Genomic DNA, 16020 nt, shown 5'->3' with positions numbered 1-16020 from the left:
ATGCGCACCGCAATACGGTTTCTTCGTAAAGGTAAGTTGGTTGAGCTTGATCGTTTTGAGCCAACAACAACCTTGCTTGATTATTTGCGCCTGACAGAGCGTTCTACAGGCACCAAAGAAGGTTGCGGTGAAGGGGATTGCGGGGCTTGCACAATAGCGCTTGGTCGTTTGCGTGATGGCAAGTTGGTCTATGAGCCCGTAAATAGCTGTATTTTGCTGCTTGGCCAGATTGATGGTTGCGAACTGCTGACAGTTGAAGATCTTGAAAGGCCGGATGGGTTGCATCCCGTGCAACAGGCTTTAGCAGATCTTCATGGGTCACAATGCGGGTTTTGTACGCCCGGTTTTGTAATGAGCCTGTTTACACTCTACCACACCAACACAGCTGGACTTACGCGCAAAAACGTAACGGACTGGATTGCAGGCAATCTGTGCCGATGTACCGGTTATCGTCCTATTGTCGATGCTGCGATGGAGGCCTGTCGTTCTGGTTTGAATGATACATTCGCGGCCCGGGCAACTGAGACAGAGGCAAAACTACAGGTTTTACAGGATGCTCAGGATATTCTTGTTGGGTCCGGCGATGGGTTCTTTTTCGCTCCGGCCAGTTTTCAAAGCTTGTTGGAGACCTATGGTGAGCATACGGACGCAACACTGGTTTCAGGCGCTACGGATGTTGGGCTGTGGATCACCAAGCACCTCAAAGACCTGCCAAAGGTTATTTATCTGGGCCGGGTGAACGGCTTGAGCACCTGCTATGAGGATGAGCAGGGCATTCGGTTGGGAGCTGGTGCCTCTTATGCGGTGGCAGAGCAATTTTTAAAGAAGATCGATCCAGATCTTGAAACCGTCATTAGCCGGATTGGGTCGAAGCAGGTTCGTGCCTCTGGCACTGTTGGCGGTAATATTGCCAACGGCTCTCCGATTGGCGATATGCCGCCGATGCTGATTGCGCTGAATGCAGAGATAGAGCTGCAAAGCAATCGAGGCAGGCGCACGTTGCCGTTGGAGGACTACTTCATTGATTACGGCAAACAAAATATTGCTGCCAGTGAAGTGCTGACATCTATAACTGTGCCGCGTTTGGCTGAGGATCAGATCTTCAGAGCCTACAAAATTTCCAAGAGGTTTGATCAGGATATTTCCGCTATTATGGCCGCCTTCCGGTTTACTGTTAAGGACGGCCTGCTCATAGACGTGCGGATCGCTTTTGGCGGTATGGCGGCAACGCCCAAACGGGCAGCTTGTTCAGAGATGGTGTTAATCGGCGCTCATCTTGAGGACCGTTCCAGCTGGGAGATGGCACTTAACGCGATTGAGCGGGATTATTCTCCCTTAAGTGATATGCGTGCCTCCAGTGATTACAGGTGCAGTGTAGGACGATCACTGCTGGAAAAGGCGTTGATTGAGGCGTCTGGCCTATCTTCGCAAAATGCCCGTGTTTCCGGTCAACGTGAATTGATTTCAGGAGGTGCGCATGTCAACTTTTCTCCTTGAAAAAACACTGGCTAAACCTGAGATTGCGCTGGTTGTTGGTCGTCCTTACAAACACGATAGCGCTCTCAAACATGTGGCGGGAACGGCCACATATATTGACGATATGATCGAGCCTTATGGCACGTTGCATGTGGCGCCGGGGTATGCGCGTGATGCAATATGCGGGCGGATTATCAATATTGATTTGAGTGCTGTGCGCGCAGCTCCAGGTGTTGTTACGGTACTATCCGCCTCGGATATTCCCGGCATTAATGATTGTTCGCCTGTTATGGGTGATGATCCGGTTCTTGTGTCAGGCACAATCGTATTTCATGGTCAGCTTGTGTTTCTTGTTGTCGCTGAAACGCGCTTGCAAGCCCGTAAGGCGGCGAAGTTGGCTCAGATCGATGTGGAACCCTCCAAGCCGGTGGTGAGCGTTGCGGATGCTCTGAAGGCGGAGCAGACGGTGTTGCCGGACTATGAATTTCGCAGAGGATCGCCTGAGACTGTGATTGGTCAATCTGCACAAAGTGTGGAGACGAGTTTTTCTCTGGGTGGGCAGGAGCATTTTTATCTGGAAGGCCAGATTGCGTTTGCTGTACCGGGGGAGGATGGAGAGATGCTGGTGCATTCCTCTACGCAGCACCCCACTGAGGTTCAGCACACCATCGCCAAGGTTTTAGGGGTTGATGAAGCTGCGGTAACAGTTGAAGTGCGCCGTATGGGCGGTGCGTTTGGCGGTAAGGAATCTCAGGCCAACCAATGGGCCGCGCTTGCAGCGTTAGCGGCCAGAGCGACTGGGCGTCCGTGTAAATGCCGGTTGGACCGCGATGATGATATGATCTTGACCGGAAAACGGCATGATTTTGTGGTACATGCCGCGGCTGGTTTCGATGACACTGGCAAGATTGAAGCTGTGCAGATTGATCTCAATTCCCGCTGTGGGCATTCGGCAGATTTGTCGCTTGGTATCAATGATCGGGCTATGTTCCATGCAGATAACAGCTACTTCTATCCTGAGGTGCTTATCAGTTCTAAACGGCTGAAAACCAACACGGTTTCTAATACGGCTTTCCGTGGGTTTGGTGGCCCGCAAGGGATGTTTGCAGCTGAACGCCTGATGGATGCCATAGCCCTTCGGTTGGGGCAGGATCCGTTGGATGTACGCAAAGCCAATTTCTATAGCGAAGGGCGTAATACAACGCCCTATGGTCAATCAGTTGATGAATGCGATGTACTTTCCAATCTGGTGGATCAACTGGAGCAGAGCTCGGATTACCGCGCCCGGCGCAAGGCGATTGAAGCCTTTAATGCCTCTAGCCCAATTCTGAAAAAGGGTATTGCGCTGACGCCGGTGAAATTCGGCATTTCGTTTACACTCCTTCATCTCAACCAAGCTGGCGCTCTGGTGCATTTGTACCGCGATGGGTCTTTACACCTTAATCACGGTGGCACGGAGATGGGGCAAGGGCTTTACCAAAAAGTTGCGCAGATTGCTGCGGCGGAGATGGGTGTCAGCCTTGACCGCGTGAAGATCACCGCCACCAACACCTCTAAGGTTGCCAATACATCGCCGACGGCTGCGTCCTCGGGGACAGATCTGAACGGTATGGCGGCAGCTATTGCGTGCCGTGAGATTGTTGGGCGGCTCAAAGCCTTTGCCGCTGAGCACTTTGGTGTTTCCGAAGGCGATATCGCGCTCTGTGATAACCAGATGTGTATTGCCGGCGACCCTAAGATTTCTGTCAAGGACTTGGCTCAGCTTGCCTATGAAAACCGGATACATCTGTCGTCCTCTGGCTTTTATAAAACGCCCAAGATTTTTTGGGATCGGGAAAAAGCACAGGGCCATCCATTCCTGTACTTTTCTTACGGTGCCTCTTGTTCTGAAGTGACCATCGACACAATGACCGGTGAAATGAAGGTTGAGCGGGTTGATGTGCTCCATGATGTTGGGAAGTCCCTAAACCCGGCATTGGACATTGGCCAGATTGAAGGCGGTTTTGTGCAAGGCATGGGATGGCTGACAACTGAAGAGTTGTGGTTTGATGATGCAGGTCGTTTGCGGACCCATGCGCCCTCTACCTACAAAATTCCAACCGCTTCTGATGTGCCGGAAGAGTTCCACGTCTCTCTCTACGAATCTGCGGGGAATCCGGAACAAACGATCTACCGGTCCAAGGCGGTTGGCGAACCGCCGTTGATGCTGCCGATCTCAGTGTTCTGCGCCATCAACGATGCCGTCGCGAGCCTGAACAAGGGTGTTCTGCCAAGGTTGAATGCACCGGCAACGCCTGAAGCAATTTTGAAAGCCGTCAAAGCGATCAAAATCGGAGAGGGGGCATAATGCTCGTCTGGGGAGACGTCACTGCGGCTCTTGAAGCAACTCAAAGATGCGTTCTGGTGAGCATTCTTGAGATTGCCGGATCATCTCCCCGCGAGGTTGGCACGCGCATGGTGGTGCGCCCGAATATGACCTTCAAAGGCACCATTGGTGGCGGCCGTTTGGAATATGACGTTTTGCATGAAGCCGTTTTAATGATGAAGAAAACTGTTTCTTCGTTCCAAACACGGTCTTATGCGCTGGGTCCAGACCTTGGCCAATGCTGTGGTGGCAGGGTAAAAATCGCTTTTGAACAGTTTGATTTGAGTAATTTGAAGACTGCACATGATTTTTCCACACAAGAAGAGGTGGGAAATTTTTCAACGATTGCAAATGTTTGCGGTTCTGACCGCCTTGAAAGGCATGTGTTACCGGCACATGCAAGTGATGAAAACGGGCCTGCGGTTGCGTTAAATCAAGGCAAATTAACGGAGAGGTTTGGGGAGGATAGACCTCATCTGTACCTGTTCGGAGCAGGGCATGTTGGCAAGGCTGTGGTGCTGGCGATGGCGTCATTGGGGTTTAAGATTAGTTGGGTTGATGAAAGAGCCGAAATTTTTCCTAAATATGTGCCTTCCAATATCCGCTGCATTCATCTAAACGAGCCTCAAGTCATCGTAAAGAATCTTGAGCCGGGAAACTATGTCATTGTAATGACCCATGACCACAAACGTGATCATGCTATAGTAGATGCCGCTGTTCGAAGATCGGACCTGGCATTTGTTGGATTAATAGGCAGTGCTACAAAGCGTGCGCGAACACTAAGTCGGTTCAAAAGCTCCGGAATATCGGAGGCGCAGTGCAAACAGCTTGTTTGTCCGGTTGGAATTACTGATATTAAAAGCAAAAAACCGTCGGATATTGCCATTTCTATTGCCGCTCAACTGCTTGTGGTAAAAGAAAAACAGATGAGCATTTCCAAAGGGGATTTTAGGCTTGCTTGTTAGCTTCGCAGAAGCACCTTGAGATTTATTAGGGGGAACGGAACACGATGGAACATGATCAGAGGTCGGCCCTGGTGACAGCGGGTGAAGATCTCATAGAAGCAAGAGGCATTACCAAGCGATTTGGTGACATTCTTGCGAACGATACTGTCGATCTTATTATTAAGCAGGGCGAAATACACGCGTTGCTGGGCGAAAATGGAGCTGGCAAATCCACTCTCGTTAAAATTTTATACGGTGCATTGGAACCTGGTGCCGGTGAGATCCTCTGGAAGGGTAAACGCGTTTCAATCGCCAACCCTGCTGCAGCCCGTAAACTGGGCGTTGGAATGGTGTTCCAGCACTTTTCATTGTTTGAAGCCCTGAGTGTGGTTGAAAACATTGCGCTTGCCTTGCCTAAGGGCGAAAAAATTGAAGCGCTTTCCAAACGTATCACTGAGGTTTCCCAAAAGTATGGCCTGCCACTGGATCCTACAGCGCTTGTAGCGGATCTCCCGGTTGGCATTCGTCAGCGTATTGAAATTGTGCGTTGCCTTTTGCAGAACCCCAGCTTGATCATTATGGATGAGCCGACCTCGGTTTTGACCCCGCAAGAAGCAGATCAGCTTTTCATTACCTTGCAGCGGCTTGCCTCTGAAGGCTGTGCAATCCTTTACATCTCCCACCGGTTGGAAGAGGTAAAGCGGATCTGTCACAACGCCACCATTATGCGTCACGGGCGTGTGGTGGGTGGATGCGACCCGGCTCAGGAAACCCCCGCCAGCCTCGCCCGTATGATGGTGGGCGGTGATGTGCATGACATTTCAGCATCTGCAACGGAGTCAAAGCCCGGTGATGTGATGCTGAAGCTGCGTAATCTGTCTATCCCATCCGATGGCGCATTTGGCGTTGAGCTGAAAAACGTCAATCTGGACTTGCGCGGCGGTGAAATTGTTGCTGTGGCGGGTATTGCTGCCAACGGTCAGACTGAGCTGTTTGATGCGATCTCCGGTGAAACACTGATTAAAGATGCTTACGCTGTTGAGATTTGCGGTGTGCCTGTTGGCAAGCGCAAGATCAATGATCGCCGCTTGCTGAGTGCTGCTTTCGTTCCTGAGGAACGTTTGGGTCACGGGGCGGTTCCGGGCTTTGTGCTTTCTGACAATATCTTACTGACCCGCTATAAATGCGAGCCAGGTCTGATCAAGAACGGCATGCTCAATCAGGTCAAAGCTTCTGAAATGGAAAAGCGCATCACTGTTTCTTATGATGTGCGGATGTCTCACGACAATCCTGAGGCTCGCTCTCTCTCCGGTGGTAACTTACAAAAGTTCGTCGTTGGGCGTGAGCTGGACCGGGTGCCGAAAGTGCTTGTGATCAATCAGCCCACATGGGGTGTCGATGCTGGCGCTGCGGCGCTTATTCGTCAGGCGATTATTGATCTGGCCCGTAGCGGCTCGGCTATTCTCGTGATCTCTCAGGATCTTGATGAGATCTATGAGGTTGCGGATCGCATTGCGGTTATCTCTCGAGGTGAATTATCTCCGGCAGATCCTTCTGCGGATATGAACCGTGAAAAAATCGGCTTGTTAATGGCCGGTATGGGGGAGGTCAAAGTGGCTTCGTCTTCGAACCATAAGACGAAGGGAGCCCTCAATGCGCATTGAACTTGAGAAACGCTCTGAGCATTCACAGCTGATGACCGTTGTGTCTCCGTTGATCGCGATTGGGCTTACGTTGGTTTGTGGCTCAATCCTGTTTGCGACCATGGGATATAACCCGGTTGATGCTCTTTACGCCTATTTTATTGAGCCGCTGACCACCAGCTGGTCCATTGAAGAACTGCTGGTGAAGGCGGGGCCGTTGATCCTCATCGCGGTTGGCCTGTCTGTTTGCTTCCTATCCAATTCGTGGAATATTGGGGCCGAAGGCCAGTTCACCATGGGTGCGCTGGCTGGCTCCGTCGTTCCAATCCTATTCTTTGATTATACCGGCCCGCTGGCTCTACCGATCATGGTCCTGATGGGTATTCTGGGCGGTATGGCGTGGGCGTCTATTCCGGCGTTTTTGAAGGTTAAGTTTGGAACCAACGAGATCCTCACCAGCCTGATGCTGGTGTATATCGCACAGTACATTCTGGATTACCTTGTGCGTGGTCCATGGCGTGACCCGGATGGTTACAACTTCCCGGAAAGCCGTTTGTTTGATGCGGCACACGTTTTGCCAAAGATTGGCGAAGGGCGTTTGCATATCGGTATGATTTTTGCCGTGGTTGCCGTTCTTGTGGTCTGGTGGATGTTGACGCGTACACTCAAGGGCTTTGAGATCAAGGTGATGGGAGAGACCCCGCGTGCTGGTCGTTTTGCCGGGTTCTCCAGCAAAGGTGTTGTTTGGTTCGGGTTCCTCGTTTCCGGCGGTCTCGCTGGTCTTGCAGGCATGGCGGAGGTCTCTGGTTCCATTGAGCAGCTGACCCCAATTATCTCTCCCGGCTACGGCTTTACAGCGATTATTGTTGCGTTCCTTGGGCGTTTGAACCCGATCGGCATTCTGTTTGCTGGCCTGTTGCTTGGTCTTTCCTACATCGGCGGCGAGTCAGCGCAGGTGAGTCTTGGTTTGACTGATAAAATCACGCGGGTGTTTCAGGGCATGTTGCTGTTCTTCGTTCTGGCGTGTGACACGCTCATTCTTTACAAGGTCAAGTTAATTTTCAGCACCAAGCGTTTAAAGGAGGCAGCCAATGTCTGACATGGCGATGATTGAAGCTGTCCTTCTCACCATTATCACAGCCTCCACCCCGTTGTTGCTGGCCGCTATTGGCGAGCTGGTGGTAGAGCGCTCCGGTGTTCTCAACCTGGGTGTTGAGGGCATGATGATTGTTGGGGCTGTGATGGGTTTTGCAGCAACGCAGGCAACTGGGTCTCCTAGTGTGGGCATCATTGCTGCTATGCTGGCCGGTGTTGGCATGAGCCTGTTGTTTGGCTTCCTGACGCTCAACTTGATGGCCAATCAAGTGGCGACGGGTTTGGCTTTGACCATTCTTGGGCTTGGTCTGTCTGGTATGGTCGGGGAAGCGTTTATTGGTCAGCCGGGCATCCGGCTTGAGCCAATTGCCATTCCGGGCCTGTCTGCAATTCCGTTCATCGGGCCGTTGTTGTTCAATCAAGATGTGCTGGTTTACGCCAGTTATGGGTTGGTGATTGCAGTTTATTTTGTATTGTTCAGATCCCGCACAGGGCTGATTATTCGCGCCGTGGGTGACAATCATGCATCGGCGCATTCGCTTGGCTATTCCGTCATTCAGGTGCGCTATCTGGCTGTGATGTTTGGGGGTGCGTGTTCCGGTCTAGCTGGAGCTTACCTTTCCCTTATCTACACCCCGCAGTGGGTGGAAGGCATGACGGCTGGACGGGGCTGGATTGCGCTGGCTCTGGTGGTGTTTGCATCCTGGCGCCCAGCGCGGGTGCTGGTTGGCGCGTATTTGTTTGGGGCAGTTTCCATCTTGCAGTTCCACGCGCAGGCCGCTGGCATCGCGCTTCCAACGCAGCTGATGTCTGCACTGCCATATTTGGCAACGATTATCGTGCTGATTATGATTTCGCGTAATAAGACACTTGCAAAGGTGAATACACCTGCATGTCTTGGTAAGCCATTCGTACCAGATCGTTAAGAATACATGTGACTTGGCCAATGAGCTCAGAGTAGCCATTGGTCAAATTGCTTGTTGCTCGTCCTTCGTATACACGGAAGGACGAAAATATAGATAACAGAGACTTAAATATCTGAGTGAATATGTTTTTATTCGCGGATACACGACTTGCGGAAACCTGCCCGCGCACAAATAAATGATCGCCTATATGTGCGAGCGAAAACAATGCAGGAAACGAACTTGAGAGCGCACAAATGCGCTGAACAGAGCACCAGATCTGTTCTTTGCGCATTTGCTTGGCACTGTCGTTTCATTTGGTTCTTGAAAGTGTCTCCCGTCACGCTGATTAGGGTGTTGCGTGGCCGGGCTGCTGCTAAATCAAAAGGGGAGCGCAATATGCGCACTATCTTCAAACTTGCAGCGACTGCTGCAGTTGCTCTTGGCCTATCTGCAGGAGCATCCGTTGCTGCTGATCCGATGAAAATCGGTTTTATCTATGTTGGTCCTGTTTCTGACCACGGTTGGTCTTACCAGCATGATCAGGGTCGTTTGGCACTGGAAAAGTATTTCGGTGAAAAAGTTAAAACAACTTACATCGAGAGCGTTCCAGAAGGTGCCGATGCTGAACGCGCGATTGAGCGTCTGGCACGGTCCGGTCATGAGCTGATCTTTACAACGTCTTTTGGTTACATGAACCCAACCATGAAGGTTGCGAAGAAGTTCCCGAAAGTGAAGTTTGAGCATGCAACTGGCTACAAGCAGGCGAAAAACGTTTCCAGCTACGGCGCACGCTTCTATGAAGGTCGCTATGTTCTTGGTCAGGTTGCTGCTAAAATCTCCAAGTCCGGCACTGCTGGCTACATCGGTTCTTTCCCGATTCCTGAAGTTGTACGTGGCATCATGGGTTTCGGTCAGGCATCTGACATGATCAAGTTTGCGCCTAAATCTCAGGCAACTGCGATTGTTGATGATTGGTCCGCTTACTACATCTCCCGCGTTCAGGCTGTTATGGACGGTACCTGGAAGGGTGGCGACACTTGGGGTGGTCTGGACATGGACATGGTTCACATGGCTCCCTTTACCAACATTCCAGCTGATGTTGCCGATGCTGCAACCAAGACCCTTGCTGCGATCAAGTCTGGTGAACTGAAGCCATTCACTGGTCCAGTGATGAAGCAGGATGGCTCAGTCTTCTTGAAGGACGGCGAAGTTGCTGAAGATGGCGCTCTGCTGTCCATGAACTTCTACGTCAAAGGCATCGACGACCAGCTGCCAAAATAAGCTACAGCATCGAGGGCGCCGCCTTTTTCTGGTGCTCTCTTTTCCTAAATTTTCTTGGTGGGGGGCTACTCCCACCAGCTTTTCCTTTTCATTTGCAATTAGAAGAACAAGACCATGACAGCCACGTTCCTTAGTGAATGGCTCAATCTGCTTTTCCGCTGGTTTCACTTGATTGTGGGCGTGGGCTGGATTGGGACCTCGTTTTATTTCATCGCACTCGACCTTTCCCTTCGTAAACGGGAAGGGCAGGCACCGGGTATTCTCGGCAGTGCCTGGGAAGTGCACGGCGGCGGATTCTATCACGTCGAAAAGTTTATGGTGGCGCCTAAAGAGCTGCCAAGCGATCTGATCTGGTATAAGTGGGATGCGTATCTCACATGGGTCTCCGGCTTTGCGCTGCTGACTGTCCAGTACTATTTCAATGCTACCGTTTATCTCATCGACCCCGAAGTGATGAAGCTTCTGCCTGTGGAAGCGATTTCCATTTCGGTTGTGTCGTTGTTTGCTGGCTGGATTGTCTATGACCGTTTGTGTCGCTCACCAATTGGCCAGAACACGCCGTTGCTGGCAGCTTGTCTGCTGGTAATCATTCTGGGTGCGACCTACGGTTATGCTCAGGTGTTTTCCGGTCGGGGTGTCCTCATCCATGTGGGTGCGTTGATTGGCACATTTATGGCCTTTAACGTGTTTGTGGTGATCGTTCCGAACCAGAAGAAAATCACAGCAGCTCTGTTGGCTGGACGTGAACCCGATGCTGCGCTTGGCAAAATTGGCAAGCAGCGCTCTGTTCACAACAACTATTTAACCCTGCCTGTTTTGCTGATGATGGTGTCCAACCACTATCCGCTTTTGACGGGGCACAGTCAGCCGGTTCTAGTGGTTGCGCTGATCCTTGTGATGGGCGGTATGGTTCGTCACTTCATCAACCGTCATGACGCTCATGATAGCTTTGGTAATTTCTGGTGGGCGCTGCCTGCTGCTGCCGTGAGCCTTGTGGCTGCCCTTATTGTCACTCAACCTGCAAAGCTTGGCGGTGTGCATGGTCCGGTTCTTGATGGAGATGCGCTGGCGATTGCACAGACGCACTGCACGGCTTGCCATAGTGCAACGCCGACAAACGAATCCTTCTCTGAAGCGCCTAAGAACATCGAGCTGGACAGTGTTGCGGATTTGCGCCGTTATGAAGCTTTGATCATGGCACAGGCTGTTCGCTCCTCTGCTATGCCGCTTGGTAATGAGACGGGTATGACCACCAAAGAACGCGAAGTTCTGGGTGCTTGGTTACAGAAGAGCCATTAAAGGGGCGGTCATGAACTCTTATCGTCTTGAAGAGATAAACCAGTTTTCTCTGGACACCTTTACCGAGGTGTTTGGAGGGGTTGCGGAACACTCGCCCTGGGTTTGCGTTGTTGCCTATCGGGAGGCCCCATTTGCCTCTCGTGATGGGTTGATTCAATCTTTTGCTGATGTCTTGCTGGCCGCAGGTTCCGACGCGCAATTGGCTTTGATCCGGGCGCATCCTGACCTTGCTGGCAAAGCAGCCCGGGCTGGGCAGATGGAAGCATCATCCGTCAATGAACAAGCTGGTGTCGGTTTAGATCAGCTGACAGATGTTGAGTATGCGCAGTTTACTGAGTTTAATAACGCCTACAAATCCTTCTATGGTTTTCCCTTCATCTTTGCGGTGAAGGGCGCGACCAAGCACCAAATTTTGGAGGCGTTTCAAATTCGTTTGAAAAACTCGGCGGATGAGGAATTTGCTGAGGCTTTGCGTCAGATTTGCCGTATCTTCCGGTTCCGGCTTGAAGATCTGGTTGTGGAAGAAATAGCTGCCTTTGAGCCTTAATGCAGGCCAACGAGAACGGAACCAATGAGGGTAGATCTAAGGGATGAGACTATGGGGCTTGGAGCGCAAGCCGCCAAGATGAGTGCGGCACTTCAAGCGCTTTCCGATGATGAGACTGCGCTGACCCGTCTTTATCTTTCCAACTCTCACAAACAAGCGATTGAGCTGGTCAAGGGCTGGATGATTGAGGCTGGCCTTGATGTTTGTGTGGATGCAATGGGTACCGTTCGCGGTCGTTTGTCGCCGGTTGGCTTAAACGATACACCACGCAAAACACTACTGATTGGTTCGCACATAGATACCGTGCGCAATGCCGGTGCCTATGATGGGACGCTGGGTGTTATCTGCGGAATTCTGGCCGCTCAGGAGCTGAAAAAAAGCGGGCAGGCGCCTCCGTTTGATGTTGAGGTTCTTGCCTTTGGTGATGAGGAAGGCGTTCGGTTTCCCACAACTCTCAGCTCTTCCAGTGCAGTCGCCGGTGTTCTTATTCCTGCTGAACTGGATGCAGAAGACAAAGACGGGATCTCGGTTCGTCAGGCCCTTTCCAGCTTTGGGCTTGAGGCCGGTGACTATCCCTCCTGTGCTTACAAATCAGAGGATGTTCTCGGGTATTTGGAAATTCACATTGAGCAAGGGCCATGCCTTGAGGCAGAAGGGCTTGCGCTTGGTATTGTGAGTTCCATTGCCGGGTCCAGCCGCTACCGTATTGAGGTGAGCGGTATGGCCGGGCACGCGGGCACTGTTCCCATGCCATTGCGGCAGGATGCTTTGGTTGCGGCCAGTGAGTTGATTGGTGCTATTGAACAAATTGCGCTTGATCGGTACGAGCACAGTGTGGTGGCAACTGTTGGGGAGCTGGATGTTTTGCCCGGCGCTGTCAACGTAATTCCAGCCCGTGTCATCATGAGCCTTGATATTCGCGCTGCCAGTGATGGCCCGCGCATAGAAGCTGTTGATGCCGTGATGTGCGAGGCGGAGCGTATCGGGGCGAAACGTGGGCTTTCCATTTCCCTTACGCATTACCACACTGTTGATACTACAGCGTGTTCAGAGCAGTTTCAGGCCTGTGCTCGGGATGCCTTTGTGCGAACTGGGATAAAGCCTTACACGTTGATGTCTGGTGCGGGGCATGATGGGCAAGTTATGGCAAAACTGACCGATATCGGCATGTTGTTTGTGCGGTGCCGGGGCGGGATTAGTCATAATCCACTGGAACATGTTGACCAGAGTGACATGGGGGTTGCCACGACCGCGCTTATCCAGTGGATTGTGAGTACCGCAGAAACCAAGGGGAGCAATGATGAAGGCCGCGATTGAAGACCGATTTGCAGAGCAGGTAGAATTCCTGCGTGAATTGGTGAAGGTGCCCAGCGATAACCCACCGGGGGATACGGAGCGCCACGCTATGCGGTCAGCTGAATTGCTGAAAGATCTGGGTTTTACGGTTGAAAAACACCCTGTACCGGAGCCGTTTGTGCGTCAACACGGCATGATTTCTGCAACAAATCTAATTATTCGCGAAGTCTTTGGTACTGGGATGGGGCCTGTGATTGCGCTCAATGCACATGGTGATGTGGTCCCTCCAGGGGATGGATGGTCCAAAGACCCGTATGGTGCGGAGATTGAAAACGGGGCTATGTATGGCCGCGGTGTTGCTGTTTCAAAGAGTGATTTTGCGACCTATGCTTTTGCACTGCTGGCTTTGAAAGAGCGAGCTGAAGAGCTTGAGGGCACCGTTGAACTGCATCTGACATATGATGAGGAAGCAGGCGGTTTTGTTGGACCAAAATGGCTTTTGGAACAGGAACTGACCAAGCCTGACTATGCTTTTTCCGCTGGCTTTTCTTATGCTGTAACGACCTCCCATAATGGCTGTTTGCATATGGAGGTGATCTTGCGCGGTAAGCAGGCCCACGCGGCTATGCCGGACACAGGTGCGGATGCCTTACAAGCAGCGACACCTGTGCTTGCTGCAATTTATAAGGAGCGGGAACGTCTTGCGTCCATCACCAGTGCGCAAAAAGGCATTGGTTCACCCCAAATCACTGTTGGTCTCATCTCAGGTGGCATCAACACCAATGTGGTGCCGGATCGGGTATCACTGCGCATTGATCGTCGTTTGATCCCAGAGGAAAACGGGGTTGCGGTTGAAGAGCAGCTGACAGAGTTGATTGAATCTGTTGTGCCGGAGGATTGCGGTGTTGAAGTGGAATGTCGCCGCATCATGATTGCCGAACCCTTGCGAGAGTTGCCCGGCGCGAAAAAACTGGTAGAAGCCTTGCAATGGCCTGCTCGGGAAGTGCTTGGAATTGAGCTGGAAGCAACTGGTGCTCCGCTTTATACCGATGCGCGGCATTATTCCGAGGCCGGGATTCCGACAGTGCTTTATGGAGCAGGGCCTCGGTCCATACTGGAGGCCAATGCTCATGGGGCGGATGAACATCTTCAGCTTTCGGATTTGAAAGCGGCGACTATCATTGTGGCGGATGCTTTGAAGACACTGCTGCGCTAATTCAAATGAAAAGCGCGGGAGACCGGGCTTTGTGTTGTCAGCTCAGCCGGCCAGAGATTGCCGTGAAGATTCCGGCGCTGAATAAGCCTGTTCCACCTACTTTGTTGATGCGTCCCATCACATTTGAATTTGTGATCATGTTGCGAAAGCCGCCAGCCATGGAGGACCACAAGATTGTGTTTAAGCCTCCTAACGCCACAAATGTTGTGCCAAGAATAATAAGCTGGGTGAAGACAGCCCCCTCATAAGCAATAAACTGCGGCAGAAAAGCTACGAAAAACAGCATGTCTTTGGGGTTGAAGGCAGAGACCAAAAACGTATCTCGGAAAATTTGGACCTGTGAAATTTGAAATAAACTGAGCTTGCCTTTGAAGGTGAATTTTCTACGCCACATGCTGACCCCGAGATAGATCAGATAGGCGGCTCCTGCATACTTTAAGATATCGTAGAGGATAGCAGAGGTGGTGATAATTGCGCCAAGGCCCGCCAGAGCGACTGTAATGGCGATTATACTGCCCAGCATCACACCCAATGCAGAGACTGCGGAGCTAACGGTGAATCTTGGTGACGGAGTGAATTGCGGCGTATCATAGCAAGTGATTGAGGCTTGCTTTTGACTCCAGAGGAGCTGATACGCCTATGACAGATGATAGTGTTATCCCGCTTGTGCAGCCAGGGGAATTTCAAGATGCACTTACGGAAGTTTTGCGTTCGGGTGCACAGCAACTTTTGCGAGCGGCCATTGAGAGTGAAGTCATGAGCGTGCTTTCGCTTTACTCGGACTTAAAATTACCAGATGGCCGTCAGCGGGTGGTTCGGCATGGGCATTTGCCAGAGCGACAGGTCCAGACTGGCGTTGGGCCAGTCACGGTCAGCAAACCTCGGATCCGGGATCGAGATGAGAATGCAGAAGAGAAAATTCATTACCATTCCAATCTGTTACCTAATTATCTGCGCCGTTCAACCAGTCTTGATGAATTGATCCCAGCGCTCTATTTGCGTGGGGTTTCTACCAATAATGTTCAGCAAGCTTTGAGTGCTTTGTTGGGTGTTGATGCCCCCAACCTTTCACCGGATGTCATCCGCGGCCTTGTCAAAAGCTGGCGATCTTTATGGGAAGAGTGGAAAACCAGAGACCTGTCAGCGCGCAACTACGTTTATATGTGGGCAGATGGCATCTATCTGAAAGCCCGGGGAGAACGGGAAAGTCGCTGTATTCTGGTGTTGATCGGGGCAACACCGGAAGGCAAGAAAGAGCTGATTGGCTTTGATGATGGCTACCGGGAAGATACTCAGAGCTGGCGGGAGCTACTGCTTGCTCTCAAAGCTCGCGGCTTGCAGATCGAACCGAAGTTGGCTGTCGGTGATGGTGCTCTGGGTTTCTGGGCGGCATTGCGGGAAGTCTTTAGCACAACAAAAGCTCAACGCTGCTGGGTCCACAAGACAATGAATGTCTTAAGCAAAATGCCTAAATCCTTGCAGGCCAAAGCAAAGAAAGATCTACAGGATATCTGGATGGCAGAGAACCGCGTAGATGCTGAGACGGCTTTTGATCTTTTCATAGAGAAATTTGAGGCCAAATACCCCAAAGCCACGCAATGCCTTGCCAAGGATAGGATCGAACTGTTGGCTTTTTATGACTTTCCTGCTGAGCATTGGGGGCATATCAGAACCACCAATCCAATTGAATCAACCTTTGCGACTGTGCGCCACAGAACAAGGCAGACCAAGAACTGCCTCTCCCGGGATACTGCAATGCCAATGGTCTTCATGCTGATCAAGGCAGCGGAGAAGCGCTGGCAGAAATTGAGAGGCAAAAATCAATTGCCTAAGATAATACAGGGTGTCATCTTCAAAAATGGCATCGAGAGTGATGCAAACCAAAATCACGCCGCCTGAAACCCATCACCAACTTTTGCGGTTAGCTCGAGACTGCGACGGCGCGCTTTCCCT

At 51.5% G+C, this 16020-nt stretch carries 13 protein-coding genes; 12 read left to right on the top strand and 1 reads right to left on the bottom strand.

Annotated elements, in window-relative coordinates:
- From xdhA to BLS62_RS11875, 11 genes are all read left to right on the top strand, one after another.
- The gene (xdhA, locus tag BLS62_RS11925) at positions 1-1497 is read left to right on the top strand and encodes a xanthine dehydrogenase small subunit (RefSeq protein ID WP_093180904.1); all 1497 of its coding nucleotides are present in this window, start codon (positions 1-3) and stop codon (positions 1495-1497) included.
- Positions 1478-3823, top strand: coding sequence for a xanthine dehydrogenase molybdopterin binding subunit (xdhB, locus tag BLS62_RS11920; RefSeq protein ID WP_093180902.1), 2346 nt, complete (start codon positions 1478-1480; stop codon positions 3821-3823). Before xdhA ends, xdhB begins: the two co-directional genes overlap by 20 nt.
- Positions 3823-4806, top strand: coding sequence for a xanthine dehydrogenase accessory protein XdhC (xdhC, locus tag BLS62_RS11915; protein ID WP_093180899.1), 984 nt, complete (start codon positions 3823-3825; stop codon positions 4804-4806). Before xdhB ends, xdhC begins: the two co-directional genes overlap by 1 nt.
- Before the next feature lie 71 nt (positions 4807-4877).
- The gene (locus BLS62_RS11910) at positions 4878-6449 is read left to right on the top strand and encodes an ABC transporter ATP-binding protein (RefSeq protein ID WP_093188823.1); all 1572 of its coding nucleotides are present in this window, start codon (positions 4878-4880) and stop codon (positions 6447-6449) included.
- Entirely contained in the window at positions 6439-7527 is a 1089-nt protein-coding gene (locus tag BLS62_RS11905; RefSeq protein ID WP_093180896.1) for an ABC transporter permease, read from the top strand. The genes BLS62_RS11910 and BLS62_RS11905 overlap by 11 nt, the downstream gene beginning before the upstream one ends.
- Before the next feature lies 1 nt (position 7528).
- Positions 7529-8449 carry an ABC transporter permease gene (locus BLS62_RS11900; protein ID WP_208991154.1) on the top strand — a complete coding sequence of 307 codons (921 nt, stop codon included), beginning with the start codon at positions 7529-7531 and terminating at the stop codon, positions 8447-8449.
- Positions 8450-8824: 375 nt separating this feature from the next.
- Entirely contained in the window at positions 8825-9709 is an 885-nt protein-coding gene (locus BLS62_RS11895) for a BMP family ABC transporter substrate-binding protein (RefSeq protein ID WP_093188820.1), read from the top strand.
- 114 nt (positions 9710-9823) lie between these two features.
- Complete coding sequence (locus BLS62_RS11890) at positions 9824-11008, top strand: urate hydroxylase PuuD (protein WP_093180892.1); 1185 nt, start codon at positions 9824-9826, stop codon at positions 11006-11008.
- A 10-nt stretch (positions 11009-11018) separates the two neighbouring features.
- On the top strand, positions 11019-11555 hold the full coding sequence (gene uraD / locus BLS62_RS11885) for a 2-oxo-4-hydroxy-4-carboxy-5-ureidoimidazoline decarboxylase (RefSeq protein WP_093180889.1): 537 nt from the start codon (positions 11019-11021) through the stop codon (positions 11553-11555).
- A gap of 24 nt (positions 11556-11579) precedes the next feature.
- Positions 11580-12872, top strand: coding sequence for an allantoate amidohydrolase (locus tag BLS62_RS11880; protein ID WP_093180887.1), 1293 nt, complete (start codon positions 11580-11582; stop codon positions 12870-12872).
- Positions 12856-14067, top strand: coding sequence for an ArgE/DapE family deacylase (locus BLS62_RS11875; RefSeq protein ID WP_093180884.1), 1212 nt, complete (start codon positions 12856-12858; stop codon positions 14065-14067). The genes BLS62_RS11880 and BLS62_RS11875 overlap by 17 nt, the downstream gene beginning before the upstream one ends.
- Positions 14068-14104: 37 nt before the next feature.
- Here the strand turns inward: BLS62_RS11875 and BLS62_RS11870 are convergent, their stop codons facing one another.
- Positions 14105-14599 carry a LysE family translocator gene (locus tag BLS62_RS11870; protein ID WP_280141835.1) on the bottom strand — a complete coding sequence of 165 codons (495 nt, stop codon included), beginning with the start codon at positions 14597-14599 and terminating at the stop codon, positions 14105-14107.
- Between the two features lie 107 nt (positions 14600-14706).
- Here BLS62_RS11870 and BLS62_RS11865 point away from each other — a divergent pair, with 107 nt between their 5' ends.
- Positions 14707-15966 (top strand): IS256 family transposase, encoded by a 1260-nt coding sequence (locus BLS62_RS11865; protein ID WP_093176470.1) that lies wholly within the window; start codon positions 14707-14709, stop codon positions 15964-15966.
- Positions 15967-16020: the final 54 nt, after the last annotated feature.

This window comes from Pseudovibrio sp. Tun.PSC04-5.I4 (genome assembly GCF_900104145.1).
Lineage (GTDB): Bacteria > Pseudomonadota > Alphaproteobacteria > Rhizobiales > Stappiaceae > Pseudovibrio.
The sequence above is the reverse complement of the archived record's forward strand: the minus strand, read 5'-3'. Positions and strand labels throughout refer to the sequence as shown.

What these genes read in the sequence shown, in the direction of transcription:
- BLS62_RS11875 (WP_093180884.1), top strand. Translation starts at nt 12,856, where the DNA reads ATGAAGGCCGCGATTGAAGACCGATTTGCAGAGCAGGTAGAATTCCTG.
- xdhC (WP_093180899.1), top strand. Translation starts at nt 3,823, where the DNA reads ATGCTCGTCTGGGGAGACGTCACTGCGGCTCTTGAAGCAACTCAAAGA.
- uraD (WP_093180889.1), top strand. Translation starts at nt 11,019, where the DNA reads ATGAACTCTTATCGTCTTGAAGAGATAAACCAGTTTTCTCTGGACACC.
- BLS62_RS11905 (WP_093180896.1), top strand. Translation starts at nt 6,439, where the DNA reads ATGCGCATTGAACTTGAGAAACGCTCTGAGCATTCACAGCTGATGACC.
- BLS62_RS11900 (WP_208991154.1), top strand. Translation starts at nt 7,529, where the DNA reads ATGGCGATGATTGAAGCTGTCCTTCTCACCATTATCACAGCCTCCACC.
- xdhB (WP_093180902.1), top strand. Translation starts at nt 1,478, where the DNA reads ATGTCAACTTTTCTCCTTGAAAAAACACTGGCTAAACCTGAGATTGCG.
- BLS62_RS11865 (WP_093176470.1), top strand. Translation starts at nt 14,707, where the DNA reads ATGACAGATGATAGTGTTATCCCGCTTGTGCAGCCAGGGGAATTTCAA.
- BLS62_RS11895 (WP_093188820.1), top strand. Translation starts at nt 8,825, where the DNA reads ATGCGCACTATCTTCAAACTTGCAGCGACTGCTGCAGTTGCTCTTGGC.
- BLS62_RS11880 (WP_093180887.1), top strand. Translation starts at nt 11,580, where the DNA reads ATGAGGGTAGATCTAAGGGATGAGACTATGGGGCTTGGAGCGCAAGCC.
- BLS62_RS11890 (WP_093180892.1), top strand. Translation starts at nt 9,824, where the DNA reads ATGACAGCCACGTTCCTTAGTGAATGGCTCAATCTGCTTTTCCGCTGG.
- xdhA (WP_093180904.1), top strand. Translation starts at nt 1, where the DNA reads ATGCGCACCGCAATACGGTTTCTTCGTAAAGGTAAGTTGGTTGAGCTT.